Source organism: Pseudomonas sp. P108, assembly GCF_032613195.1.
In the GTDB taxonomy this organism is placed as follows: Bacteria; Pseudomonadota; Gammaproteobacteria; order Pseudomonadales; family Pseudomonadaceae; genus Aquipseudomonas.
In genome coordinates this window covers 5,947,097-5,972,500 of record NZ_CP126691.1, presented here as the reverse complement: position 1 = coordinate 5,972,500, position 25,404 = coordinate 5,947,097, and the positions used below count along the sequence as shown (strand labels likewise).

The window sequence follows — 25,404 nt, the reverse complement described above, 5'->3', positions numbered from 1 at the left end:
CTCCTTAATCGACGACATCAGCTGCTCCATAAGTTCCCACACGAATTGCTTGATTCATTGAAGAAGACGATAGAAGCAGCTTTAAGCTCCAAGCTGATAGCTCCAAGCTAACAGTTACGCGCTCGAAATTGGGTCTGTAGCTCAGTTGGTTAGAGCGCACCCCTGATAAGGGTGAGGTCGGCAGTTCGAATCTGCCCAGACCCACCAATTTTGTTATGGGGCCATAGCTCAGCTGGGAGAGCGCCTGCCTTGCACGCAGGAGGTCAACGGTTCGATCCCGTTTGGCTCCACCATATAACTGCTTCTGAAAGCTTAGAAATGAGTATTCCATTGAGAATATTGATTTCTAGTCTTTTGATTAGATCGTTCTTTAAAAATTTGGGTATGTGATAGAAAGATAGACTGAACGTTACTTTCACTGGTAACGGATCAGGCTAAGGTAAAATTTGTGAGTTCTCTTAATTGAGAAATTCGAATTTTCGGCGAATGTCGTCTTCACAGTATAACCAGATTGCTTGGGGTTATATGGTCAAGTGAAGAAGCGCATACGGTGGATGCCTTGGCAGTCAGAGGCGATGAAAGACGTGGTAGCCTGCGAAAAGCTTCGGGGAGTCGGCAAACAGACTTTGATCCGGAGATGTCTGAATGGGGGAACCCAGCCATCATAAGATGGTTATCTTGTACTGAATACATAGGTGCAAGAGGCGAACCAGGGGAACTGAAACATCTAAGTACCCTGAGGAAAAGAAATCAACCGAGATTCCCTTAGTAGTGGCGAGCGAACGGGGACTAGCCCTTAAGTGGCTTTGAGATTAGCGGAACGCTCTGGAAAGTGCGGCCATAGTGGGTGATAGCCCTGTACGCGAAAATCTCTTGGTCATGAAATCGAGTAGGACGGAGCACGAGAAACTTTGTCTGAATATGGGGGGACCATCCTCCAAGGCTAAATACTACTGACTGACCGATAGTGAACTAGTACCGTGAGGGAAAGGCGAAAAGAACCCCGGAGAGGGGAGTGAAATAGATCCTGAAACCGTATGCGTACAAGCAGTGGGAGCAGACTTTGTTCTGTGACTGCGTACCTTTTGTATAATGGGTCAGCGACTTATTTTCAGTGGCGAGCTTAACCGAATAGGGGAGGCGTAGCGAAAGCGAGTCTTAATAGGGCGTCTAGTCGCTGGGAATAGACCCGAAACCGGGCGATCTATCCATGGGCAGGTTGAAGGTTGGGTAACACTAACTGGAGGACCGAACCGACTACCGTTGAAAAGTTAGCGGATGACCTGTGGATCGGAGTGAAAGGCTAATCAAGCTCGGAGATAGCTGGTTCTCCTCGAAAGCTATTTAGGTAGCGCCTCATGTATCACTGTAGGGGGTAGAGCACTGTTTCGGCTAGGGGGTCATCCCGACTTACCAAACCGATGCAAACTCCGAATACCTACAAGTGCCGAGCATGGGAGACACACGGCGGGTGCTAACGTCCGTCGTGAAAAGGGAAACAACCCAGACCGTCAGCTAAGGTCCCAAAGTTATGGTTAAGTGGGAAACGATGTGGGAAGGCTTAGACAGCTAGGAGGTTGGCTTAGAAGCAGCCACCCTTTAAAGAAAGCGTAATAGCTCACTAGTCGAGTCGGCCTGCGCGGAAGATGTAACGGGGCTCAAACCATACACCGAAGCTACGGGTATCACCTTCGGGTGATGCGGTAGAGGAGCGTTCTGTAAGCCTGTGAAGGTGAGTTGAGAAGCTTGCTGGAGGTATCAGAAGTGCGAATGCTGACATGAGTAACGACAATGGGTGTGAAAAACACCCACGCCGAAAGACCAAGGTTTCCTGCGCAACGTTAATCGACGCAGGGTTAGTCGGTCCCTAAGGCGAGGCTGAAAAGCGTAGTCGATGGAAAACAGGTTAATATTCCTGTACTTCTGGTTATTGCGATGGAGGGACGGAGAAGGCTAGGCCAGCTTGGCGTTGGTTGTCCAAGTTTAAGGTGGTAGGCTGAGATCTTAGGTAAATCCGGGATCTTAAGGCCGAGAGCTGATGACGAGTGTTCTTTTAGAACACGAAGTGGTTGATGCCATGCTTCCAAGAAAAGCTTCTAAGCTTCAGGTAACCAGGAACCGTACCCCAAACCGACACAGGTGGTTGGGTAGAGAATACCAAGGCGCTTGAGAGAACTCGGGTGAAGGAACTAGGCAAAATGGCACCGTAACTTCGGGAGAAGGTGCGCCGGTGAGGGTGAAGGACTTGCTCCGTAAGCTCATGCCGGTCGAAGATACCAGGCCGCTGCGACTGTTTATTAAAAACACAGCACTCTGCAAACACGAAAGTGGACGTATAGGGTGTGACGCCTGCCCGGTGCCGGAAGGTTAATTGATGGGGTTAGCTAACGCGAAGCTCTTGATCGAAGCCCCGGTAAACGGCGGCCGTAACTATAACGGTCCTAAGGTAGCGAAATTCCTTGTCGGGTAAGTTCCGACCTGCACGAATGGCGTAACGATGGCGGCGCTGTCTCCACCCGAGACTCAGTGAAATTGAAATCGCTGTGAAGATGCAGTGTATCCGCGGCTAGACGGAAAGACCCCGTGAACCTTTACTATAGCTTTGCACTGGACTTTGAATTTGCTTGTGTAGGATAGGTGGGAGGCTTTGAAGCGTGGACGCCAGTTCGCGTGGAGCCATCCTTGAAATACCACCCTGGCAACTTTGAGGTTCTAACTCAGGTCCGTTATCCGGATCGAGGACAGTGTATGGTGGGTAGTTTGACTGGGGCGGTCTCCTCCTAAAGAGTAACGGAGGAGTACGAAGGTGCGCTCAGACCGGTCGGAAATCGGTCGTAGAGTATAAAGGCAAAAGCGCGCTTGACTGCGAGACAGACACGTCGAGCAGGTACGAAAGTAGGTCTTAGTGATCCGGTGGTTCTGTATGGAAGGGCCATCGCTCAACGGATAAAAGGTACTCCGGGGATAACAGGCTGATACCGCCCAAGAGTTCATATCGACGGCGGTGTTTGGCACCTCGATGTCGGCTCATCACATCCTGGGGCTGAAGCCGGTCCCAAGGGTATGGCTGTTCGCCATTTAAAGTGGTACGCGAGCTGGGTTTAGAACGTCGTGAGACAGTTCGGTCCCTATCTGCCGTGGACGTTTGAGATTTGAGAGGGGCTGCTCCTAGTACGAGAGGACCGGAGTGGACGAACCTCTGGTGTTCCGGTTGTCACGCCAGTGGCATTGCCGGGTAGCTATGTTCGGGAAAGATAACCGCTGAAAGCATCTAAGCGGGAAACTTGCCTCAAGATGAGATCTCACTGGAACCTTGAGTTCCCTGAAGGGCCGTCGAAGACTACGACGTTGATAGGTTGGGTGTGTAAGCGCTGTGAGGCGTTGAGCTAACCAATACTAATTGCCCGTGAGGCTTGACCATATAACACCCAAGCAATTTGCGTCGAAAGGCCAGATTGCGGTGTGTGAAGACGAAACGAACCGAAAGTTCGATGTTCACAAAACACCTAGCTGTCACATACCCAATTTGCTGAAGCGAGGCCGCAAGGCCACGACTCAGTACCCGAATTTCTTGACGACCATAGAGCGTTGGAACCACCTGATCCCATCCCGAACTCAGCAGTGAAACGATGCATCGCCGATGGTAGTGTGGGGTTTCCCCATGTGAGAGTAGGTCATCGTCAAGATTAAATTCCGAAACCCCAATTGCGAAAGCAGTTGGGGTTTTGTTTTGCCCGCAGGAAATGTATCTGCTTGATTTCTATGCAACGGCCCGGGGCATGGCTATTATTCGGGCCTCATTGTGAGGCGAGACCTGCATGCTGACGTTGTTGAACCTTCTGAAGGATGGTCGATTCCATTCTGGTCAGGATCTGGGCGCTGCCCTGGGAATAAGTCGAAGTGCGGTATGGAAGCAGCTTCAGCATCTGGAGGCTGATCTTGGCTTATCCATTCATAAAGTTCGGGGGCGGGGCTATCAACTGGCTGCACCATTGATGCTGCTCGACTCTCTGACTATATCTGCAATGGCGCCAAGCTGGCCGGTGACCGTTCTGGATTCGGTCGACTCGACAAACGCTGAGGCTTTGCGCGCGATCGGCCAAGGTAGTTTGGCCCCCTTTTTGGTGCTCGCAGAACGGCAAGTCTCCGGGCGTGGGCGAAGAGGTCGCAAATGGGTGAGTCCGTTCGCTGAAAATCTTTATTACAGCCTTGTCCTGCGTATTGATGGCGGAATGCGCCAGCTCGAGGGCTTGAGTCTTGTCGTGGGGTTGGCTGTCTTGCAGGCTCTGCGAAATTTTGGTGTGCCAAGTGCCGGATTGAAGTGGCCCAACGATGTCTTGGTAGGTAACAAGAAAATCGCCGGCATTCTCCTGGAGCTCGTTGGAGATCCGGCAGATGTTTGCCACGTGGTGTTGGGTATTGGTATCAACGTGAATATGCAGCTTGCTGATGAGGTTGACCAGCAATGGACCTCTATCCGGCTTGAGTCAGGCAAGAGCAGTGATCGTAATGCTTTGGTGGTTGAGCTGAGTGAGCAGTTAAGTGCTTACATCCAGCGTCATCAGGCGGATGGCTTCTCGGTTCTCCAGGCAGAATGGGAGGCCAATCACCTGTGGCAGGATCGGCCTGTATCATTGATTGCGGGTTCGAGTCAGGTAGATGGCGTGGTGCTCGGAATAGATAGTCAGGGTGCTCTGCGCCTGAAGGTGAGTGGCGTGGAAAAAGTCTTTAGTGGTGGTGAGCTCAGTCTGAGGTTGCGTGATGATTCTTGAGCTCGACTGCGGGAACAGCTTTATTAAATGGCGAGTACTGAAGGCTGCGTCCGACGCTCTCTTTTCTGAAGGGGTTGTCGACTCTGATCTGGCGTTGCTTGACAGTTTGAGATCTCTTGATGGGCTTGTGCTGCGCAAGTGTCGCCTGGTGAGTGTCAGGACTGCAGAGGAAACTGATGCATTGATCGGCGCGATCGAGCGGGAGTTCGGTATTTCGGTTGTGTGCGCTGAGTCCGCTCGTGAAATGTCTGGTGTCAAAAATGGTTATGAAGACTACGAGCGTCTCGGGCTCGATAGATGGTTGGCCATGCTTGGCGGGTTTCATCTGGCATCGGGCAGCGCTTGCCTGGTACTCGATTTCGGTACGGCGGTAACTGCTGATTTTATTGCCGCTGATGGCGAGCATCTGGGCGGCTTTATTTGCCCGGGGATGCCGTTGATGCGAAATCAGTTGCGTACTCATACCCGCAAGATTCGCTATGGCGACCTGGCGGCTGAACGCGCGCTGTCCAGCAATGCGCCTGGGCGGAGCACTGTTGAGGCGGTGGAGCGTGGGTGCTCGTTAATGTTGCGAGGTTTTGTGCTGACTCAACTGGAAATGGCGAGTTCCTACTGGGGGAAAGATTTCGCAGTCTTTATAACTGGCGGTGATGCTGTTTTGGTCGCAGATGTCGCGCCTGAGGCCCGAGTCGTACCCGACCTCGTGTTTGTGGGCTTGGCTATGGCGTGTCCTTTTTCCTGAGGTTTGTATGCGTTGGTTGTTTCTCCTGCTCCTTGTTCTTAATGGTTTCTATTATGTCTGGCATCAGCAGGAGGCGCCCTTGCGGGCGAAGGACGTGACGCCTCTTAGTTTGTATCGAGGTTCCCAGCAAGACATTCGCTTGCTCAGTGAAACGAAGGGCGATGTTCGGGAGGTGCAGGGGGCTCGGCGGCAAGAGTGCCTTTTCCTTGGTGGCTTTTCCCGGGAAGAATCGATTTCCGCCCTTCGACAGCGGTTGGCTGAAATGGGTGTCGATGTGAAAACTTCGTCGAAGGATGCTCCCGGGGCTGGTTATTGGTTGTCTGTCGCGCCTCAGAGCCAGCGTTTGCTAGGGGACGCCCAGTTGCAAAACCTTTCCAAGGAATTCAATGAGTTAAAACATAAAATAATGCTGTGTGAGGGGGTTGCACCTGCTGAATAGTTTGCATAGAATGGCGCCCGCTCCACAGTGAAGACCTAAACAGGGATTCAAAGTGAAGCGACGTCAACGCAGCTAACCTCAGGTTTTTAAATGAGAAAATGCTTGACAGGGGCTTGGCATAGTATAGAATGCCGGCCTGATTAGGAGGGGTTCCCGAGCGGCCAAAGGGATCAGACTGTAAATCTGACGTCTACGACTTCGAAGGTTCGAATCCTTCTCCCTCCACCAGATTTAAGCGTGAGCTGCAGGCTCCGCGGGTATAGTTTAGTGGTAGAACCTCAGCCTTCCAAGCTGATGATGCGGGTTCGATTCCCGCTACCCGCTCCAAGTTTGCAGGTTGTGCAAGTGTTTCGCTCTTGTAGCTCAGTTGGTAGAGCACACCCTTGGTAAGGGTGAGGTCAGCGGTTCAAATCCGCTCAAGAGCTCCATATAACAAGGCAGATATGAAAATATCTGCCTTTGTTTTAATGGTTGATATTGTTTGTCTAATTTCTTCTGTTGAGGGTGATATCGATGGCTAAGGAAAAATTTGATCGTTCCCTGCCCCACGTCAACGTTGGGACCATTGGTCACGTTGACCACGGTAAAACCACTCTGACTGCTGCTCTGACTCGCGTTTGCTCCGAAGTTTTCGGTTCCGCAATCGTTGACTTCGACAAGATCGACAGCGCGCCAGAAGAAAAAGCTCGCGGTATCACCATCAACACCGCACACGTTGAGTACAACTCGAAGATCCGTCACTACGCTCACGTTGACTGCCCAGGTCACGCTGACTATGTGAAGAACATGATCACCGGTGCTGCTCAAATGGACGGCGCTATTCTGGTTTGCTCGGCCGCTGATGGTCCGATGCCACAAACCCGTGAGCACATCCTGCTGTCCCGTCAGGTAGGCGTTCCGTACATCGTGGTTTTCCTGAACAAGGCCGACCTGGTAGACGACGCTGAGCTGCTGGAACTGGTTGAGATGGAAGTTCGCGACCTGCTGTCCACCTACGACTTCCCGGGCGATGACACTCCAATCATCATCGGTTCGGCTCGTATGGCGCTGGAAGGCAAAGACGACAACGAAATGGGCACTACCGCTGTCAAGAAGCTGGTAGAGACTCTGGATGCCTACATCCCAGAACCAGTTCGTATGATCGACAAGCCGTTCCTGATGCCAATCGAAGACGTATTCTCGATCTCGGGTCGCGGTACTGTTGTGACTGGTCGTATCGAGCGCGGTATCGTTCGCGTTCAGGATCCGCTGGAAATCGTTGGTCTGCGTGACACCACTGTTACTACTTGCACCGGTGTTGAAATGTTCCGCAAGCTGCTCGACGAAGGTCGTGCTGGCGAGAACTGCGGCGTTCTGCTGCGTGGTACCAAGCGTGACGACGTTGAGCGTGGTCAGGTTCTGGTTAAGCCGGGTTCGGTTAAGCCGCACACCAAGTTCACTGCAGAAGTTTACGTTCTGAGCAAGGAAGAAGGCGGTCGTCACACTCCGTTCTTCAAAGGCTACCGTCCACAGTTCTACTTCCGTACTACTGACGTGACTGGTAACTGCGAGCTGCCAGAAGGCGTTGAAATGGTAATGCCAGGTGACAACATTCAGATGACTGTTACCCTGATCAAAACCATCGCGATGGAAGACGGTCTGCGTTTCGCTATCCGTGAAGGCGGTCGTACCGTCGGCGCTGGCGTCGTAGCTAAAATCATCGAGTAAGTGGTTGTAATGTATTTTTCGGGCCGGCATAATGGTCGGCCTGATTTTGTTTTAGGTCAGTAGCTCAATTGGCAGAGCGACGGTCTCCAAAACCGTAGGTTGGGGGTTCGATTCCCTCCTGACCTGCCAGATTCACTCGGTGTGTCTGGCTTTCTTTTCACAGGATCTTCATAGATGACTCCTAAAGCTGAAGCTCAAGGCTCTCGCTTCGATCTGCTCAAGTGGCTTGTAGTTGTCGCTTTGGTGGTTATTGGCGTTGTTGGCAATCAGTATTACTCTGCTTCGCCGATCCTGTACCGTGTACTCGCTTTGCTTGTCATTGCTGCTGTAGCTGCCTTTGTAGGCCTGCAGACTGCGAAGGGCAAGTCTTTCTTTGTACTGGTTAAGGAAGCTCGCACCGAGATTCGTAAAGTCGTGTGGCCAACTCGCCAAGAAACCACGCAGACCACCCTGATTGTGGTGGCTGTTGTTCTGGTTATGGCGTTGCTGTTGTGGGGGCTTGATTCCCTGCTCGGCTGGCTTGTTTCCTTGATTGTCGGCTAAGGGTGTCCCGTGGCTAAGCGTTGGTATGTTGTGCATGCTTACTCGGGTTACGAGAAGCATGTGATGCGCTCGCTGATCGAGCGCGTAAAGCTGGCTGGCATGGAAGATGGCTTCGGCGAGATTCTGGTTCCCACTGAAGAAGTGGTTGAAATGCGTAATGGCCAGAAGCGCAAAAGCGAGCGTAAGTTCTTTCCGGGCTACGTGCTGGTTCAGATGGATATGAATGAGGGTACTTGGCACTTGGTCAAGGATACTCCTCGGGTGATGGGCTTTATTGGCGGTACTGCTGATAAACCTGCACCGATCACCGATAAAGAAGCAGAAGCGATTCTGCGTCGTGTTGCTGATGGTAGCGACAAGCCGAAGCCAAAGACTCTCTTCGAGCCAGGTGAAACGGTGCGAGTCAATGACGGTCCATTCGCTGATTTCAATGGCGTTGTTGAAGAAGTTAATTACGAAAAGAGCCGGATCCAAGTGGCTGTGCTTATTTTCGGTCGCTCTACTCCGGTAGAGTTGGAGTTCAGTCAGGTCGAAAAGGTCTAACTGGACAAGCATCCCAACCCCGCAGCCCTAGGCTGTGGGGTTTTGTCGTCACTGGGATAAACGCGCAAGTAACCGGGGAGCCTTTCGAGGCGTTTGAACCCGTAATTGGAGTGCCTCATGGCCAAGAAAATTACCGCTTACATCAAGCTGCAAGTGAAGGCCGCTCAGGCTAACCCAAGCCCACCTGTTGGTCCTGCTCTGGGTCAGCACGGCGTGAACATCATGGAGTTCTGCAAGGCCTTCAACGCCCGTACTCAGGGTCTGGAAGCTGGTCTGCCGACTCCAGTGATCATCACTGTTTACAGCGACCGTAGCTTCACTTTCGAAACAAAATCCACCCCTGCTTCGGTTCTGCTGAAGAAAGCGGCCGGTCTGACCAGCGGTTCCGCTCGTCCGAACACCGTTAAGGTTGGCACCGTTACCCGTGCTCAGCTGGAAGAAATCGCGAAAACCAAAAACGCGGATCTGACTGCAGCTGATATGGATGCAGCCGTGCGTACTATCGCCGGTTCTGCTCGTAGCATGGGCCTTAACGTGGAGGGTGTGTAATGGCTAAGCTGACCAAGCGTCAAAAGGCTATCGCCGGCAAAATCGAAGCAGGCAAGGCCTACAACATTGTAGACGCCGCAGCTCTGCTGGCTGAGCTGTCGACTGTCAAGTTCAGCGAGTCGTTCGACGTTGCTGTAAACCTCGGCGTAGACCCGCGTAAATCCGACCAGGTTGTTCGTAGCGCTACTGTGCTGCCACACGGCACTGGCAAGACTGTTCGCGTTGCTGTGTTCACCCAGGGTCCAGCTGCTGAGGCCGCTTTGGCTGCCGGCGCTGACCGTGTAGGTATGGACGACCTGGCTGCCGAAATGAAAGGCGGCGACCTGAACTATGACGTAGTGATCGCATCCCCGGATGCCATGCGCGTTGTAGGTCAACTGGGTCAGATCCTCGGTCCACGTGGTCTGATGCCTAACCCTAAGGTTGGTACCGTAACTCCAGACGTAGCTACCGCGGTTAAAAACGCTAAAGCTGGTCAGGTTCGCTATCGCACCGACAAAAACGGCATCATTCACACTTCCGTTGGCAAGATGGGCTTCGACGCCGTCAAGCTGAAGGAAAACGTTGAAGCCCTGATCGCTGATCTGAAGCGTATCAAGCCTGCTTCTTCGAAAGGTATCTACGTCAAGCGCGTTACCCTGAGCACCACCATGGGCCCAGGTCTGGTCATCGATCAGAGCTCGCTGGACGCGTAAGACAAAGGTTGGCGCGATGGTTCGCGCCAATTGAAAGATTGGGGTCCCTGCCTGGCGGGGGCTATCCAAGACCGTAGGCGACGCAAGTCTTAAACCATAAGCCTACGCAGATGGTGCTCCCGGTTCCTTACCGAATCAGACACCAAAACGACATTCGGTTCCGATCGAATGAAACGGTAACAAGCAGGAGTTAAACCCGTGGCAATTAATCTCGAAGACAAGAAGGCCATCGTCGCTGAAGTCAACGAGGCTGCCAAAGTCGCTCTGTCCGCTGTCGTGGTTGATGCACGTGGCGTAACAGTAGGCGCAATGACCGGACTCCGTAAAGAGGCTCGTGAAGCTGGCGTTTACGTACGTGTTGTACGTAACACCCTGCTCAAGCGCGCTGTTGCTGACACTCAATACAGTGTCCTCAACGACGTGTTCACCGGCCCGACCCTGATTGCATTCTCGAACGAACATCCGGGCGCTGCTGCCCGTATCTTCAAAGAGTTTGCCAAGGGTCAGGACAAGTTCGAGATCAAGGCAGCTGCGTTCGAGGGCAAGTTCCTCGCAGCTAATCAGATCGACGTACTGGCAACCTTGCCGACCCGTGACGAAGCAATTTCTCAGCTGATGAGCGTGATTCAAGGCGCTACCAGCAAATTGGCTCGTACTCTGGCGGCAATTCGCGACCAGAAAGAAGCTGCCGCAGCCTAAGGCTCGTCAACTTCTCGCGTTTTTTGTTTATTTCGATGGTCGCGTAGGCCGTCCCCCAATTCAGGAATTGAGTCATGTCTCTGACTAACGAACAAATCATCGAAGCAATCGGCCAGAAATCCGTAGTGGAAATCGTTGAGCTGATCAAAGCGATGGAAGAAACCTTCGGTGTTACCGCTGCTGCTGCTTCGGCTGGTCCAGCTGCTGCTGCCGCTGTTGTTGAAGAGCAAACCGAGTTCAACGTTGTTCTGCTGGAAGCTGGCGAGAAGAAGGTTAACGTGATCAAGGCAGTTCGTGAACTGACTGGTCTGGGCCTGAAAGAAGCCAAAGAGAAAGTAGACGGCGCTCCTCAGGTTGTAGCTGAAGGCGTTTCGAAAGAAGCGGCTGAAGACGCCAAGAAGAAGCTGGAAGAAGCAGGCGCTAAAGTCGAGCTGAAATAAGTATCGACTTTGCTCCTCCAGCCCGAGCGTCAAGCGACAGGCTGATGGCTGGTGGCTCTTGCCACCGGCCTTTTTCCGTTATTGGCAGCCGACTGGGTCGGTGCTGATAAAGGCGCTGTAACCACCCGATGCGGTGGCGCAAACCATGGGGTTTGCACGATTTTCTGGCTGCTCCCGTCGGGAGGGGCCAAACAAGCAGGTGACCAAGCTGGGGAACGCTGATGGCTTACTCATATACTGAGAAAAAACGTATCCGCAAGGACTTTAGCAAGTTGCCGGACGTCATGGATGTGCCTTACCTCCTGGCCATCCAGCTGGATTCGTATCGTGAATTCTTGCAAGCGGGAGCGACTAAAGATCAGTTCCGCGACGTGGGCCTGCATGCGGCCTTCAAATCCGTTTTCCCGATCATCAGCTACTCCGGCAATGCTGCGCTGGAGTACGTCGGTTATCGCCTGGGCGAACCGGCATTTGATGTCAAAGAATGCGTATTGCGCGGTGTAACTTTCGCCGTACCTTTGCGGGTAAAAGTGCGCCTGATCATTTTCGACAAAGAATCGTCGAACAAAGCGATCAAGGACATCAAAGAGCAAGAAGTCTACATGGGTGAAATTCCCCTGATGACTGAGAACGGTACCTTCGTAATCAACGGTACCGAGCGTGTAATCGTTTCCCAGCTGCACCGTTCCCCGGGCGTGTTCTTCGACCACGACCGCGGCAAGACGCATAGCTCCGGCAAACTGCTGTACTCCGCGCGCATCATTCCTTACCGCGGTTCGTGGCTGGACTTCGAGTTCGACCCGAAAGACTGCGTGTTCGTGCGTATCGACCGTCGTCGCAAGCTGCCGGCATCGGTACTGCTGCGCGCGCTCGGCTATACCACTGAAGAAGTGCTGGACGCTTTCTACACCACCAACGTTTTCCACCTGAGCGGCGAAACCCTCAGCCTGGAACTGATTGCTTCGCGTCTGCGTGGTGAAATTGCGGTTCTGGACATTCAGGACGAGAAGGGCAAGGTCATTGTTGAAGCGGGCCGCCGTATTACCGCGCGCCACATCAACCAGATCGAAAAAGCCGGCATCAAGACTCTGGAAGTACCTCTGGACTACGTCCTGGGCCGTACTACCGCCAAGGTCATCGTGCACCCGGCTACCGGCGAAATTCTGGCAGAGTGCAACACCGAGCTGAACACTGAAGTCCTGGCAAAAATTGCCAAGGCCGGCGTTGTTCGCATCGAAACTCTGTACACCAACGATATCGACTGCGGTCCGTTCGTCTCCGACACGCTGAAGATCGACTCCACCAGCAACCAATTGGAAGCGCTGGTCGAGATCTATCGCATGATGCGTCCAGGCGAACCGCCAACCAAAGACGCTGCCGAAACCCTGTTCAACAACCTGTTCTTCAGCCCTGAGCGCTATGACCTGTCTGCGGTCGGCCGGATGAAGTTCAACCGTCGTATCGGTCGTACCGAGATCGAAGGTTCGGGCGTGCTGTGCAAGGAAGACATCGTCGCGGTACTGAAGACTCTGGTCGACATCCGTAACGGTAAAGGCATCGTCGATGACATCGACCACCTGGGTAACCGTCGTGTTCGCTGCGTAGGCGAAATGGCCGAGAACCAGTTCCGCGTTGGCCTGGTGCGTGTTGAGCGTGCGGTCAAAGAGCGTCTGTCGATGGCTGAAAGCGAAGGCCTGATGCCGCAAGACCTGATCAACGCCAAGCCAGTGGCTGCAGCGGTGAAAGAGTTCTTCGGTTCCAGCCAGCTCTCGCAGTTCATGGACCAGAACAACCCGCTGTCCGAGATTACCCACAAGCGTCGTGTCTCTGCACTCGGCCCTGGCGGTCTGACTCGTGAGCGCGCAGGCTTTGAAGTCCGTGACGTACACCCGACTCACTACGGTCGTGTATGCCCGATTGAAACGCCGGAAGGTCCGAACATCGGTCTGATCAACTCCCTGGCTGCTTACGCTCGCACCAACCAGTACGGTTTCCTGGAAAGCCCGTACCGCGTGGTGAAAGAGGGTGTGGTCACCGACGAGATCGTGTTCCTGTCCGCTATTGAAGAAGCCGATCACGTGATCGCGCAGGCTTCGGCGACCATGAACGACCAGAAAGTCCTGATCGACGAACTGGTAGCCGTACGTCACCTGAACGAATTCACCGTCAAGGCGCCTGAAGAAGTCACCTTGATGGACGTTTCGCCGAAGCAGGTAGTTTCGGTTGCAGCGTCGTTGATTCCGTTCCTCGAGCACGACGACGCCAACCGTGCGTTGATGGGTTCGAACATGCAGCGTCAAGCTGTACCAACCCTGCGCGCTGACAAGCCGCTGGTAGGTACCGGCATGGAGCGTAACGTAGCCCGTGACTCCGGCGTTTGCGTCGTTGCTCGTCGTGGCGGCGTGATCGATTCCGTCGACGCCAGCCGTATCGTGGTTCGTGTTGCTGATGACGAAGTTGAAACCGGCGAAGCTGGTGTCGACATCTACAACCTGACCAAATACACCCGCTCGAACCAGAACACCTGCATCAACCAGCGTCCGCTGGTGAGCAAGGGTGATCGCGTTCAGCGTAGCGACATCATGGCCGACGGCCCGTCCACCGACATGGGTGAACTGGCGCTGGGTCAGAACATGCGCATCGCGTTCATGGCATGGAACGGCTTCAACTTCGAAGACTCCATCTGCCTGTCCGAGCGTGTGGTTCAGGAAGACCGTTTCACCACGATCCACATTCAGGAACTGACCTGTGTGGCCCGTGACACCAAGCTTGGCCCAGAGGAAATCACTGCGGACATCCCTAACGTGGGTGAAGCTGCACTGAACAAGCTGGACGAAGCCGGTATCGTTTACGTAGGTGCTGAAGTTGGCGCAGGCGACATTCTGGTAGGTAAGGTCACTCCGAAAGGCGAGACCCAACTGACTCCGGAAGAAAAACTGCTGCGTGCAATCTTCGGTGAAAAAGCCAGCGACGTTAAAGACACCTCCCTGCGTGTACCTACCGGTACCAAAGGTACTGTCATCGACGTACAGGTCTTCACCCGCGACGGCGTTGAGCGTGATGCTCGTGCACTGTCGATCGAGAAGTCCCAGCTGGACGAGATCCGCAAGGATCTGAACGAAGAGTTCCGTATCGTTGAAGGCGCGACTTTCGAACGTCTGCGTTCCGCTCTGGTAGGCCACAAGGCTGAAGGCGGCGCAGGTCTGAAGAAAGGTCAGGACATCACCGACGAAGTTCTCGACGGTCTTGAGCATGGTCAGTGGTTCAAACTGCGCATGGCTGAAGATGCTCTGAACGAGCAGCTCGAGAAGGCTCAGGCCTACATCGTTGATCGTCGCCGTCTGCTGGACGACAAGTTCGAAGACAAGAAGCGCAAACTGCAGCAGGGCGATGACCTGGCTCCAGGCGTGCTGAAAATCGTCAAGGTTTACCTGGCAATCCGTCGTCGCATCCAGCCGGGCGACAAGATGGCCGGTCGTCACGGTAACAAAGGTGTGGTCTCCGTGATCATGCCGGTTGAAGACATGCCGCACGATGCCAATGGCACCCCGGTCGACGTCGTCCTCAACCCACTGGGCGTACCTTCGCGTATGAACGTTGGTCAGATCCTTGAAACCCACCTGGGCCTCGCGGCCAAAGGTCTGGGTGAGAAGATCAACCGGATGATCGAAGAGCAGCGTAAAGTCGCTGAACTGCGTACCTTCCTGGACGAGATCTACAACCAGATCGGCGGTCGTAACGAAGATCTGGACAGCTTCTCCGATCAGGAAATCCTGGATCTGGCGAAGAACCTGCGTGGCGGTGTTCCAATGGCCACTCCAGTGTTCGACGGCGCCAAGGAAAGCGAAATCAAGGCCATGCTGAAACTGGCAGACCTGCCGGAAAGCGGCCAGATGCAGCTGACTGACGGCCGTACCGGCAACAAGTTCGAGCGTCCAGTTACCGTTGGCTACATGTACATGCTGAAGCTGAACCACTTGGTAGACGACAAGATGCACGCGCGTTCTACCGGTTCGTACAGCCTGGTTACCCAGCAGCCGCTGGGTGGTAAGGCGCAGTTCGGTGGTCAGCGTTTCGGGGAGATGGAGGTCTGGGCACTGGAAGCATACGGTGCTGCTTACACTCTGCAAGAAATGCTCACAGTGAAGTCGGACGATGTGAACGGCCGTACCAAGATGTACAAGAACATCGTGGATGGCGATCACCGTATGGAGCCGGGCATGCCCGAGTCCTTCAACGTGTTGATCAAGGAAATTCGTTCCCTCGGCATCGATATCGATCTGGAAACCGAATAACACGTGACGCGAATCGAGAGCGGGGCAGGATTGCCCGCTCTCTGCTCCGCCAGGAGGAAAGGCCTTGAAAGACCTACTGAATTTGCTGAAAAACCAGGGTCAAGTCGAAGAGTTCGACGCCATCCGTATCGGATTGGCCTCGCCTGAGATGATCCGCTCATGGTCGTTCGGTGAAGTTAAAAAGCCGGAAACCATCAACTACCGTACGTTCAAACCTGAGCGTGACGGTCTGTTCTGCGCCAAGATCTTTGGCCCGGTAAAGGATTACGAGTGCCTGTGCGGTAAGTACAAGCGCTTGAAGCACCGTGGTGTGATCTGCGAGAAGTGCGGCGTTGAAGTTGCACTGGCCAAGGTTCGTCGTGAGCGCATGGCGCACATCGAACTGGCTTCGCCGGTTGCCCACATCTGGTTCCTGAAATCGCTGCCGTCCCGTATCGGCTTGCTGATGGACATGACCCTGCGTGATATCGAACGCGTTCTCTACTTCGAGAGCTATGTCGTTATCGATCCAGGCATGACCACCCTTGAAAAAGGTCAGCTGCTGAACGACGAGCAGTACTTTGAAGCGCTGGAAGAGTTCGGTGACGATTTCGACGCCCGTATGGGTGCTGAAGCTGTCCGTGAACTGCTGCACGCTATCGACCTGGAACACGAGATTGGCCGTCTGCGTGAAGAAATTCCGCAAACCAACTCGGAAACCAAGATCAAGAAGCTGTCCAAGCGTCTGAAGTTGATGGAAGCCTTCCAGGGTTCCGGCAACCTGCCAGAGTGGATGGTGCTGACCGTTCTGCCGGTTCTGCCGCCAGATCTGCGTCCACTGGTCCCGCTGGATGGTGGTCGTTTCGCGACTTCCGACCTCAACGATCTGTATCGTCGAGTGATCAACCGTAACAACCGTTTGAAGCGCCTGCTGGATCTGTCCGCTCCGGACATCATCGTGCGCAACGAAAAGCGTATGTTGCAGGAAGCTGTCGATGCTCTGCTCGACAACGGTCGTCGTGGCCGCGCTATCACCGGTTCGAACAAGCGTCCTCTGAAATCCCTGGCTGATATGATCAAGGGTAAGCAAGGTCGTTTCCGTCAGAACTTGCTCGGTAAGCGTGTTGACTACTCCGGTCGTTCGGTAATTACCGTAGGCCCGACCCTGCGTCTGCATCAGTGCGGTCTGCCGAAGAAGATGGCTCTCGAGCTGTTCAAACCGTTCATTTTCGGCAAGCTGGAAATGCGTGGTCTCGCGACCACCATCAAAGCGGCCAAGAAAATGGTCGAGCGCGAACTGCCAGAGGTTTGGGACGTTCTCGCTGAAGTGATTCGCGAACACCCGGTTCTTCTCAACCGTGCACCGACCCTTCACCGTCTGGGTATCCAGGCGTTTGAACCGGTACTGATCGAAGGTAAGGCTATCCAGCTGCACCCTCTGGTCTGCGCCGCGTACAACGCCGACTTCGACGGCGACCAAATGGCCGTGCACGTACCGCTGACACTGGAAGCCCAGCTGGAAGCGCGTGCGTTGATGATGTCGACCAACAACATTCTGTCGCCAGCCAACGGTGAGCCAATCATCGTTCCGTCGCAGGACGTTGTATTGGGTCTGTACTACATGACTCGTGAAGCGATCAACGCCAAAGGCGAAGGTCGTGTGTTCGCGGATCTGCAGGAAGTTGACCGTGTGTTCCGTGCCGGCGAAGCCGCACTGCACGCCAAGGTCAAGGTTCGTATCAACGAAACCGTCAACGACCGTGATGGCAACAGCGTGAGCGGTACCCGTATCGTCGACACCACTGTCGGCCGTGCGCTGCTGTTCCAGGTTGTGCCAAAAGGTCTGTCGTACGACGTCGTCAACCTGCCGATGAAGAAAAAAGCGATCTCCAAGCTGATCAACCAGTGCTACCGCGTGGTTGGTTTGAAAGAGACCGTGATCTTCGCTGACCAGTTGATGTACACCGGTTTCGCTTACTCGACCATCTCCGGCGTTTCCATCGGTGTTAACGACTTCGTTATCCCGGACGAGAAAGCCCGCATCATCGGTGCAGCCACCGACGAAGTGAAAGAGATCGAGAGCCAGTATGCCTCCGGCCTGGTAACCCAGGGCGAGAAGTACAACAAAGTGATCGACCTTTGGTCGAAAGCGAACGACGAAGTTTCCAAGGCAATGATGGCCAACCTCTCGAAAGAGAAGGTTATCGACCGTCACGGCGTTGAAGTCGATCAAGAGTCTTTCAACTCGATGTACATGATGGCTGACTCGGGTGCGCGGGGTTCCGCAGCACAGATTCGTCAGCTGGCCGGTATGCGTGGTCTGATGGCCAAGCCGGACGGTTCCATCATTGAAACGCCGATTACTGCGAACTTCCGTGAAGGTTTGAGCGTACTTCAGTACTTCATCTCCACTCACGGTGCTCGTAAAGGTCTGGCGGATACCGCGTTGAAAACTGCGAACTCCGGTTACCTGACTCGTCGTCTGGTAGACGTGGCGCAGGATCTGGTTGTAACCGAGATCGATTGCGGCACCGAACACGGTCTGCTGATGACTCCGCACATTGAAGGCGGTGACGTTGTAGAGCCGTTGGGTGAGCGCGTATTGGGTCGTGTTATTGCCCGTGACGTATTCAAGCCAGGCACCGAGGACGTTATCGTTCCGGCCGGTACTCTGGTAGACGAGAAGTGGGTTGAATTCATCGAGCTGAACAGCATCGACGAAGTGATCGTGCGTTCGCCGATCAGCTGCGAAACCCGCTATGGCATTTGCGCCAAGTGCTACGGCCGTGATCTGGCTCGTGGTCACCAGGTTAACATCGGTGAAGCGGTTGGCGTTATCGCTGCCCAGTCCATCGGTGAGCCGGGTACCCAGCTGACGATGCGTACGTTCCACATCGGTGGTGCGGCAAGCCGTACTTCCGCAGCCGACAGCGTTCAGGTGAAGAATGGCGGTACCGTCCGTCTGCACAACCTGAAACACGTTGAGCGAGTGGATGGTCACCTGGTGGCTGTGTCCCGTTCCGGTGAGCTGGCCATCGCTGATGACTTCGGTCGTGAGCGTGAGCGTTACAAGCTGCCGTACGGTGCTGTGATTTCGGTTAAAGAGGGTGACAAGGTCGACGCTGGCGCAATCGTGGCCAAGTGGGATCCGCACACTCACCCGATCGTTACCGAAATGAAAGGTACCGTGACCTACGTGGGCATGGAAGAAGGCATCACGATCAAGCGTCAGACTGACGAATTGACCGGTATGACCAACATTGAAGTACTCGACGCGAAAGATCGTCCAGCTGCGGGCAAGGAAATCCGTCCAGCAGTGAAGATGGTCGACGACAACGGCAAGGATCTGTTGCTGCCAGGCACTGACGTTATCGCTCAGTACTTCCTGCCAGCCAACGCCCTGGTCGGTGTTGCGGATGGTGCGAAGATCGCGATCGGTGATGTTATCGCGCGTATCCCGCAAGAAACTTCGAAGACCCGCGACATCACCGGTGGTCTGCCGCGTGTTGCCGACTTGTTCGAAGCTCGTCGTCCGAAAGAAGCGTCGATTCTGGCTGAAGTCAGCGGCACCATCGCGTTCGGTAAAGAGACCAAAGGCAAGCGCCGTCTGGTTATTACCCCGAACGACGGTAGCGATCCGTACGAAGAGCTGATTCCGAAGTGGCGTCACCTGAACGTGTTCGAAGGCGAACAGGTAAACCGCGGCGAAGTTATCTCCGACGGCCCAAGCGATCCGCACGACATCCTGCGTCTGCTGGGTGTGAGCGCGCTGGCCAAGTACATCGTTAACGAGATCCAGGACGTTTACCGTCTGCAAGGCGTGAAGATCAACGACAAGCACATCGAGACCATCCTGCGTCAGATGCTGCGTAAAGTTGAAATCGCTGAATCCGGCGATTCGAGTTTCATCAAGGGCGACCAGATGGAACTGACTCACGTACTGGTAGAAAACGAGCGTCTGGGTGGCGAAGACAAGTTCGTCTCCAAGTACACTCGCGTTCTGCTGGGTATCACCAAGGCGTCGTTGTCCACCGAATCGTTCATCTCGGCGGCTTCCTTCCAGGAAACCACCCGTGTACTGACCGAAGCGGCAGTCACCGGCAAGCGCGATTACCTGCGCGGCCTGAAAGAAAACGTGGTCGTGGGTCGTCTGATCCCGGCTGGTACCGGTCTGGCTTATCACAGCGAGCGCAAGCGTCGTCGTGATGCTGACAAACCGTTGCGCGTAAGCGCCAGTGAAGTGGAAGCTGCACTGACCGAAGCGCTGAACTCGAGCGGTAACTGAGTTCTGCGGTAAATGAGCTGAGGCCCTGATCGCTCCGTTCGTCGAATCGAGACATATTGTCAAGGTTCGACGGGCGGGGAGGTCGGGGCCTTGCCTTGACTGGGGACAAGATCCTCTTTAGACTCTTGATCCCCTAAATTTGGCGGGAATTCGTTCCTGCCATTTTGCTTTTCTTGCAAGACAATAGCGTCGCAAGACAACAGTGGAGCTAGTAGATGGCAACTATCAACCAGCTGGTACGTCAGCCGCGTAAGCGTATCGTCGAGAAATCCGACGTACCTGCGCTGCAGAACTGCCCGCAACGTCGTGGCGTGTGCACCCGTGTGTACACCACTACGCCGAAAAAACCTAACTCGGCACTGCGTAAAGTATGCCGTGTGCGCCTGACCAACGGTTTCGAGGTTTCCTCGTACATCGGTGGTGAAGGTCACAACCTGCAAGAGCACAGCGTGGTACTGATCCGCGGCGGTCGTGTAAAAGACTTGCCAGGTGTTCGTTACCACACCGTTCGCGGCTCCTTGGATACTTCCGGCGTTAAAGGCCGTAACCAGGGTCGTTCGAAGTACGGTACCAAGCGTCCGAAGTAATCGGCCGTTTTGCAGATTTTCATTTTATTGAGTCGATAAGAGTAAGGTCGGGCACGCATCCATTGGATCTGTCCCGAGCTAACCTGAAGACCGCTTGAGGGCTTATCATGCCAAGACGTCGCGTAGCAGCAAAGCGTGAGATTCTGGACGATCCGAAATACGGAAGCCAGATCCTCGCCAAATTCATGAACCACGTTATGGAAAGCGGCAAGAAAGCCGTTGCCGAGCGTATCGTTTATGGTGCCCTGGAAACCGTTGCGACCCGTAAGGCTGGCACCGATCCCCTGGAACTCTTCGAAAAAGCACTCGACGCCATCGCTCCGCTGGTCGAAGTGAAGTCGCGCCGCGTTGGTGGTGCTACTTACCAGGTTCCGGTCGAGGTTCGTCCTTCCCGTCGTAACGCTCTGGCAATGCGCTGGTTGGTAGACTTCGCACGTAAGCGTGGCGAGAAGTCTATGGCTCTGCGTTTGGCTGGCGAACTGCTGGATGCTGCTGAAGGTAAAGGTGCTGCTGTTAAGAAGCGTGAAGACGTGCACCGTATGGCTGAAGCCAACAAAGCTTTCTCGCACTACCGCTTCTAATTTTAGCTTCACTAATTTTGCGAGGGCTTTATGGCTCGTACTACTCCGATTAGCCGCTACCGTAACATCGGTATCGTCGCTCACGTGGATGCTGGTAAAACCACCACCACCGAGCGCGTCCTTTTTTACACCGGCAAAAGTCACAAAATGGGCGAGGTGCATGATGGCGCCGCGACCACAGACTGGATGGTGCAGGAGCAGGAGCGTGGTATTACCATTACTTCTGCTGCCATCACCGCTTTCTGGAAAGGTTCCGAGAAGCAGTACAAGGACGAGCACCGCTTCAACGTAATCGATACCCCGGGCCACGTTGACTTCACTATTGAAGTTGAACGTTCCCTGCGCGTACTCGACGGCGCTGTCGTTGTGTTCTGCGGTACTTCGGGTGTTGAGCCTCAGTCGGAAACCGTATGGCGTCAAGCCAACAAATACGGTGTTCCACGTCTTGTTTACGTAAACAAGATGGACCGTGCTGGTGCCAACTTCCTGCGCGTGATCGGTCAGATCAAGCAGCGTCTGGGTCACACTCCGGTGCCGATCCAGTTGGCTATCGGTTCCGAAGACAACTTCCAGGGTCAGATCGATCTGATCAATATGCAAGCTGTCTACTGGAACGACTCTGACAAGGGTATGGTCCCTGTTCGCAAGGACATTCCTGCTGAGCTCCAAGAGCTGGCTGAAGAGTGGCGCAACAACATGGTTGAAGCTGCTGCTGAAGCCAACGAAGAGCTGATGAACAAGTACCTGGAAGGCGAAGAGCTGTCGATCGAAGAGATCAAAGCTGCTTTGCGTCAGCGTACTATCGCCGGCGAAATCGTTCTGGCTGTTTGCGGTTCTTCGTTCAAGAACAAGGGTGTTCCCCTGGTTCTCGACGCCGTTATCGACTTCCTGCCTGCACCGACCGACATTCCTGCGATCAAGGGTACTGACCCTGATAACGAGGAAATCGAGCTGGAGCGTCATGCAGACGATGCGGAGCCGTTCTCGGCTCTGGCGTTCAAGATCGCTACCGACCCATTCGTGGGTACCTTGACCTTCGTCCGTGTTTACTCGGGCGTGTTGAACTCCGGCGACGGCGTGATCAACTCGGTTAAAGGTAAAAAAGAGCGCGTGGGTCGTATGGTGCAAATGCACGCAAACGCCCGTGAAGAGATCAAGGAAGTACGCGCTGGTGACATCGCGGCCCTGATCGGCATGAAGGACGTCACCACTGGTGAAACCCTCTGCAACGCTGACAAGCCAATCATCCTGGTTCGCATGGACTTCCCGGAGCCGGTTATTTCGGTTGCCGTAGAGCCTAAGACCAAGGATGACCAGGAAAAAATGGGTATCGCTCTGGGCAAACTTGCTCAGGAAGACCCGTCTTTCCGCGTTAAAACTGATGAAGAGACTGGTCAAACGATCATCTCCGGCATGGGCGAGCTGCACCTGGACATCCTGGTTGACCGGATGCGCCGTGAGTTCAACGTCGAAGCCAACATCGGCAAGCCTCAGGTTTCGTATCGTGAGCGCATCACGAAGAACTGTGAAATCGAAGGCAAGTTCGTTCGTCAGTCCGGCGGTCGTGGTCAGTTCGGCCACTGCTGGATCCGTTTTGCTCCTGCTGACGAAGGTCAGGAAGGTCTGCAATTCGTGAACGAAGTTGTAGGTGGTGTGGTTCCTAAGGAATACATCCCGGCTATCCAGAAGGGTATCGAAGAGCAGATGAAGAACGGCGTTGTTGCCGGCTATCCGCTGATCGGCCTGAAGGCTACCGTGTTCGATGGTTCTTACCACGACGTCGACTCCAACGAGATGGCGTTTAAAGTGGCTGCCTCCATGGCGACCAAGCAACTGGCCCAGAAGGGCGGTGGTGAGTTGCTTGAGCCGATCATGGCTGTAGAGGTTGTTACGCCTGAAGACTATATGGGTGATGTGATGGGCGACCTTAACCGTCGTCGCGGCATGATCCAGGGTATGGAAGACACAGTGTCCGGCAAGGTTATCCGTGCCGAGGTTCCACTGGGTGAGATGTTCGGTTATGCGACCGACGTTCGTTCCATGTCCCAGGGTCGCGCAAGCTACTCTATGGAATTCAAAAAATACGATACGGCTCCGTCGCACATCGTCGAATCCGTAACCAAAAAACAAGGCTGATTCAGCCCCTTTAGGCTAGGAGTTAATTGTCGTGGCTAAAGAAAAATTTGATCGTTCCCTACCGCACGTCAACGTTGGCACCATTGGTCACGTTGACCACGGTAAAACCACTCTGACTGCTGCTCTGACTCGCGTTTGCTCCGAGGTTTTCGGTTCCGCAATCGTTGACTTCGACAAGATCGACAGCGCACCAGAAGAAAAAGCTCGCGGTATCACCATCAACACCGCACACGTTGAGTACAACTCGAAGATCCGTCACTACGCTCACGTTGACTGCCCAGGTCACGCTGACTATGTGAAGAACATGATCACCGGTGCTGCTCAAATGGACGGCGCTATTCTGGTTTGCTCGGCCGCTGATGGTCCGATGCCGCAAACTCGTGAGCACATCCTGCTGTCCCGTCAGGTAGGCGTTCCGTACATCGTGGTTTTCCTGAACAAGGCTGACCTGGTAGACGACGCTGAGCTGCTGGAACTGGTTGAGATGGAAGTTCGCGACCTGCTGTCCACCTACGACTTCCCGGGCGATGACACTCCAATCATCATCGGTTCGGCTCGTATGGCGCTGGAAGGCAAAGACGACAACGAAATGGGCACTACCGCTGTCAAGAAGCTGGTAGAGACTCTGGATGCCTACATCCCAGAACCAGTTCGTATGATCGACAAGCCGTTCCTGATGCCAATCGAAGACGTATTCTCGATCTCGGGTCGCGGTACTGTTGTGACTGGTCGTATCGAGCGCGGTATCGTTCGCGTTCAGGATCCGCTGGAAATCGTTGGTCTGCGTGACACCACCGTTACTACTTGCACCGGTGTTGAAATGTTCCGCAAGCTGCTCGACGAAGGTCGTGCTGGCGAGAACTGCGGCGTTCTGCTGCGTGGTACTAAGCGTGACGACGTTGAGCGTGGTCAGGTTCTGGTTAAGCCGGGTTCGGTTAAGCCGCACACCAAGTTCACTGCAGAAGTTTACGTTCTGAGCAAGGAAGAGGGCGGTCGTCACACTCCGTTCTTCAAAGGCTACCGTCCACAGTTCTACTTCCGTACTACTGACGTGACTGGTAACTGCGAGCTGCCAGAAGGCGTTGAAATGGTAATGCCAGGTGACAACATTCAGATGACTGTTACCCTGATCAAAACCATCGCGATGGAAGACGGTCTGCGTTTCGCTATCCGTGAAGGCGGTCGTACCGTCGGCGCTGGCGTCGTAGCCAAAATCATCGAGTAATCTCTTTTATAGAGTTCGCTTGATGGATTGAAAAAGCCCCCGCTCAGCGGGGGCTTTTTTATTGGGTTGACACCTATCTGGGGCGTCTATAGAATTGCGCCTCCTTTTAACGGGCGTATTGCGCTCGGTGGGAATAGCAGCCGGAGTCTGAAATCCAATGCAAAATCAGCAAATCCGTATCAGGTTGAAGGCTTTCGACCATCGCCTGATCGACCAATCAACCCAGGAAATCGTGGAAACCGCGAAACGTACTGGTGCTCAAGTGCGTGGTCCAATTCCACTGCCTACCCGTAAAGAGCGGTTCACCGTTCTGGTTTCTCCGCACGTCAACAAAGACGCGCGCGACCAGTACGAAATCCGCACTCATAAGCGCGTTCTGGACATCGTCCAGCCAACGGATAAAACCGTTGATGCTCTTATGAAGCTTGATCTTGCGGCCGGTGTGGAAGTGCAGATCAGCCTCGGCTAAGACTCGGTCTTAGTCGTGTAACGCTCTGAAATGGGCGGCCATAGCGGGTGAAAGCCCCGTACACTCATGAGGTTTACAACATGACTATTGGTGTAGTCGGTCGTAAATGCGGTATGACCCGTATTTTCACCGAAGAAGGTGTCTCCATTCCGGTCACGGTCATTGAGATCGAGCCGAATCGCGTCACCCAGTTCAAAACTGAAGAGACCGATGGCTATCGTGCAGTGCAAGTCACTGTCGGCGAGCGTCGTGCTTCGCGTGTAACAGCAGCTCAGGCTGGCCACTTCGCTAAAGCGAATGTTGCCGCTGGTCGCACCACCATGGAATTCCGTCTTGAAGAAGGCGAGTACCAGGCTGGCGATCTGATCAACGCTGAAATCTTCGCCGCTGGTCAACTGGTTGATGTAACCGGTCAGTCCAAGGGTAAAGGCTTCCAGGGTACGATCAAGCGTTGGAATTTCCGCGGGCAAGATAACACCCACGGTAACTCCGTATCCCACCGCGTCCCAGGCTCTATCGGCCAGTGCCAGACTCCTGGTCGTGTATTTAAGGGCAAAAAAATGTCCGGTCATATGGGCGCTGAGCGCGTGACCGTGCAGTCCCTGGAAGTAGTGCGCGTGGACGCTGAACGCAATCTGTTGTTGGTCAAGGGTGCTGTTCCTGGCGCTACTGGCGGCAACCTGGTTGTACGTCCAGCAGCCAAGGCTCGCGGTTAAGG

General features: G+C 54.2%; 18 protein-coding genes, 6 tRNA genes and 3 rRNA genes (1 of these 27 running past the window's edge). All 27 read left to right on the top strand.

Annotated features, from left to right (window positions below; all coding sequences use genetic code 11):
* Positions 1-7 (top strand): 16S ribosomal RNA (locus QOM10_RS26455) (it extends 1,530 nt beyond the left edge of the window).
* A gap of 123 nt (positions 8-130) precedes the next feature.
* Positions 131-207, top strand: a tRNA-Ile gene (locus QOM10_RS26450).
* Between the two features lie 10 nt (positions 208-217).
* Positions 218-293 (top strand) — tRNA-Ala (locus QOM10_RS26445).
* A gap of 234 nt (positions 294-527) precedes the next feature.
* A 23S ribosomal RNA gene (locus QOM10_RS26440) occupies positions 528-3,421 on the top strand.
* Between the two features lie 149 nt (positions 3,422-3,570).
* Positions 3,571-3,686: ribosomal RNA gene (gene rrf, locus QOM10_RS26435) — 5S ribosomal RNA — on the top strand.
* The 16S, 23S and 5S rRNA genes sit together here with 2 tRNA genes alongside, the layout of an rRNA operon.
* Before the next feature lie 132 nt (positions 3,687-3,818).
* Positions 3,819-4,772 (top strand): bifunctional biotin--[acetyl-CoA-carboxylase] ligase/biotin operon repressor BirA, encoded by a 954-nt coding sequence (gene birA / locus QOM10_RS26430; protein WP_150751788.1) that lies wholly within the window; start codon positions 3,819-3,821, stop codon positions 4,770-4,772.
* Entirely contained in the window at positions 4,762-5,514 is a 753-nt protein-coding gene (locus tag QOM10_RS26425) for a pantothenate kinase (RefSeq protein ID WP_160042054.1), read from the top strand. Before birA ends, QOM10_RS26425 begins: the two co-directional genes overlap by 11 nt.
* A 7-nt stretch (positions 5,515-5,521) precedes the next feature.
* Entirely contained in the window at positions 5,522-5,953 is a 432-nt protein-coding gene (locus QOM10_RS26420) for a hypothetical protein (RefSeq protein WP_150776696.1), read from the top strand.
* Between the two features lie 143 nt (positions 5,954-6,096).
* A tRNA-Tyr gene (locus QOM10_RS26415) sits at positions 6,097-6,181 on the top strand.
* A 25-nt stretch (positions 6,182-6,206) separates the two neighbouring features.
* A tRNA-Gly gene (locus QOM10_RS26410) sits at positions 6,207-6,280 on the top strand.
* 25 nt (positions 6,281-6,305) lie between these two features.
* Positions 6,306-6,381 (top strand) — tRNA-Thr (locus tag QOM10_RS26405).
* 85 nt (positions 6,382-6,466) lie between these two features.
* Positions 6,467-7,660 carry an elongation factor Tu gene (gene tuf, locus QOM10_RS26400; protein WP_064361246.1) on the top strand — a complete coding sequence of 398 codons (1,194 nt, stop codon included), beginning with the start codon at positions 6,467-6,469 and terminating at the stop codon, positions 7,658-7,660.
* 53 nt (positions 7,661-7,713) lie between these two features.
* Positions 7,714-7,789 (top strand) — tRNA-Trp (locus QOM10_RS26395).
* 45 nt (positions 7,790-7,834) lie between these two features.
* Complete coding sequence (gene secE, locus QOM10_RS26390; RefSeq protein ID WP_127929972.1) at positions 7,835-8,203, top strand: preprotein translocase subunit SecE; 369 nt, start codon at positions 7,835-7,837, stop codon at positions 8,201-8,203.
* A gap of 9 nt (positions 8,204-8,212) precedes the next feature.
* Positions 8,213-8,746, top strand: coding sequence for a transcription termination/antitermination protein NusG (gene nusG / locus QOM10_RS26385; protein ID WP_007957598.1), 534 nt, complete (start codon positions 8,213-8,215; stop codon positions 8,744-8,746).
* Between the two features lie 117 nt (positions 8,747-8,863).
* On the top strand, positions 8,864-9,295 hold the full coding sequence (gene rplK / locus QOM10_RS26380; protein WP_003228756.1) for a 50S ribosomal protein L11: 432 nt from the start codon (positions 8,864-8,866) through the stop codon (positions 9,293-9,295).
* Positions 9,295-9,990: a 50S ribosomal protein L1 gene (gene rplA / locus QOM10_RS26375; protein ID WP_007916481.1), complete on the top strand. Its 696-nt coding sequence runs from the start codon at positions 9,295-9,297 to the stop codon at positions 9,988-9,990. Before rplK ends, rplA begins: the two co-directional genes overlap by 1 nt.
* 198 nt (positions 9,991-10,188) lie before the next feature.
* Positions 10,189-10,689, top strand: a complete 501-nt coding sequence (gene rplJ / locus QOM10_RS26370) for a 50S ribosomal protein L10 (RefSeq protein ID WP_008081912.1) — start codon at positions 10,189-10,191, stop codon at positions 10,687-10,689.
* Positions 10,690-10,763: 74 nt separating this feature from the next.
* Positions 10,764-11,129, top strand: coding sequence for a 50S ribosomal protein L7/L12 (rplL, locus tag QOM10_RS26365; RefSeq protein WP_003228750.1), 366 nt, complete (start codon positions 10,764-10,766; stop codon positions 11,127-11,129).
* Between the two features lie 221 nt (positions 11,130-11,350).
* Positions 11,351-15,424 (top strand): DNA-directed RNA polymerase subunit beta, encoded by a 4,074-nt coding sequence (rpoB, locus tag QOM10_RS26360; RefSeq protein WP_150751785.1) that lies wholly within the window; start codon positions 11,351-11,353, stop codon positions 15,422-15,424.
* Between the two features lie 64 nt (positions 15,425-15,488).
* Positions 15,489-19,688, top strand: a complete 4,200-nt coding sequence (rpoC, locus tag QOM10_RS26355; RefSeq protein ID WP_034156498.1) for a DNA-directed RNA polymerase subunit beta' — start codon at positions 15,489-15,491, stop codon at positions 19,686-19,688.
* A gap of 215 nt (positions 19,689-19,903) precedes the next feature.
* Complete coding sequence (rpsL, locus tag QOM10_RS26350; RefSeq protein WP_003186084.1) at positions 19,904-20,275, top strand: 30S ribosomal protein S12; 372 nt, start codon at positions 19,904-19,906, stop codon at positions 20,273-20,275.
* Between the two features lie 107 nt (positions 20,276-20,382).
* Positions 20,383-20,856 carry a 30S ribosomal protein S7 gene (gene rpsG, locus QOM10_RS26345; protein ID WP_007916467.1) on the top strand — a complete coding sequence of 158 codons (474 nt, stop codon included), beginning with the start codon at positions 20,383-20,385 and terminating at the stop codon, positions 20,854-20,856.
* A gap of 30 nt (positions 20,857-20,886) precedes the next feature.
* On the top strand, positions 20,887-22,992 hold the full coding sequence (fusA, locus tag QOM10_RS26340; protein WP_016984188.1) for an elongation factor G: 2,106 nt from the start codon (positions 20,887-20,889) through the stop codon (positions 22,990-22,992).
* A gap of 31 nt (positions 22,993-23,023) precedes the next feature.
* Positions 23,024-24,217 (top strand): elongation factor Tu, encoded by a 1,194-nt coding sequence (tuf, locus tag QOM10_RS26335; protein ID WP_064361246.1) that lies wholly within the window; start codon positions 23,024-23,026, stop codon positions 24,215-24,217.
* A gap of 157 nt (positions 24,218-24,374) precedes the next feature.
* Positions 24,375-24,686, top strand: coding sequence for a 30S ribosomal protein S10 (rpsJ, locus tag QOM10_RS26330; protein ID WP_003186070.1), 312 nt, complete (start codon positions 24,375-24,377; stop codon positions 24,684-24,686).
* A gap of 80 nt (positions 24,687-24,766) precedes the next feature.
* Positions 24,767-25,402 carry a 50S ribosomal protein L3 gene (gene rplC / locus QOM10_RS26325; protein ID WP_003228738.1) on the top strand — a complete coding sequence of 212 codons (636 nt, stop codon included), beginning with the start codon at positions 24,767-24,769 and terminating at the stop codon, positions 25,400-25,402.
* Positions 25,403-25,404: the final 2 nt, after the last annotated feature.

Coding starts and splice junctions, on each gene's coding strand:
- birA (WP_150751788.1), top strand. CDS start 3,819: ATGCTGACGTTGTTGAACCTTCTGAAGGATGGTCGATTCCATTCTGGT.
- QOM10_RS26425 (WP_160042054.1), top strand. CDS start 4,762: ATGATTCTTGAGCTCGACTGCGGGAACAGCTTTATTAAATGGCGAGTA.
- QOM10_RS26420 (WP_150776696.1), top strand. CDS start 5,522: ATGCGTTGGTTGTTTCTCCTGCTCCTTGTTCTTAATGGTTTCTATTAT.
- tuf (WP_064361246.1), top strand. CDS start 6,467: ATGGCTAAGGAAAAATTTGATCGTTCCCTGCCCCACGTCAACGTTGGG.
- secE (WP_127929972.1), top strand. CDS start 7,835: ATGACTCCTAAAGCTGAAGCTCAAGGCTCTCGCTTCGATCTGCTCAAG.
- rplK (WP_003228756.1), top strand. CDS start 8,864: ATGGCCAAGAAAATTACCGCTTACATCAAGCTGCAAGTGAAGGCCGCT.
- rplA (WP_007916481.1), top strand. CDS start 9,295: ATGGCTAAGCTGACCAAGCGTCAAAAGGCTATCGCCGGCAAAATCGAA.
- rplL (WP_003228750.1), top strand. CDS start 10,764: ATGTCTCTGACTAACGAACAAATCATCGAAGCAATCGGCCAGAAATCC.
- rpoB (WP_150751785.1), top strand. CDS start 11,351: ATGGCTTACTCATATACTGAGAAAAAACGTATCCGCAAGGACTTTAGC.
- rpsL (WP_003186084.1), top strand. CDS start 19,904: ATGGCAACTATCAACCAGCTGGTACGTCAGCCGCGTAAGCGTATCGTC.
- rpsG (WP_007916467.1), top strand. CDS start 20,383: ATGCCAAGACGTCGCGTAGCAGCAAAGCGTGAGATTCTGGACGATCCG.
- fusA (WP_016984188.1), top strand. CDS start 20,887: ATGGCTCGTACTACTCCGATTAGCCGCTACCGTAACATCGGTATCGTC.
- rpsJ (WP_003186070.1), top strand. CDS start 24,375: ATGCAAAATCAGCAAATCCGTATCAGGTTGAAGGCTTTCGACCATCGC.
- rplC (WP_003228738.1), top strand. CDS start 24,767: ATGACTATTGGTGTAGTCGGTCGTAAATGCGGTATGACCCGTATTTTC.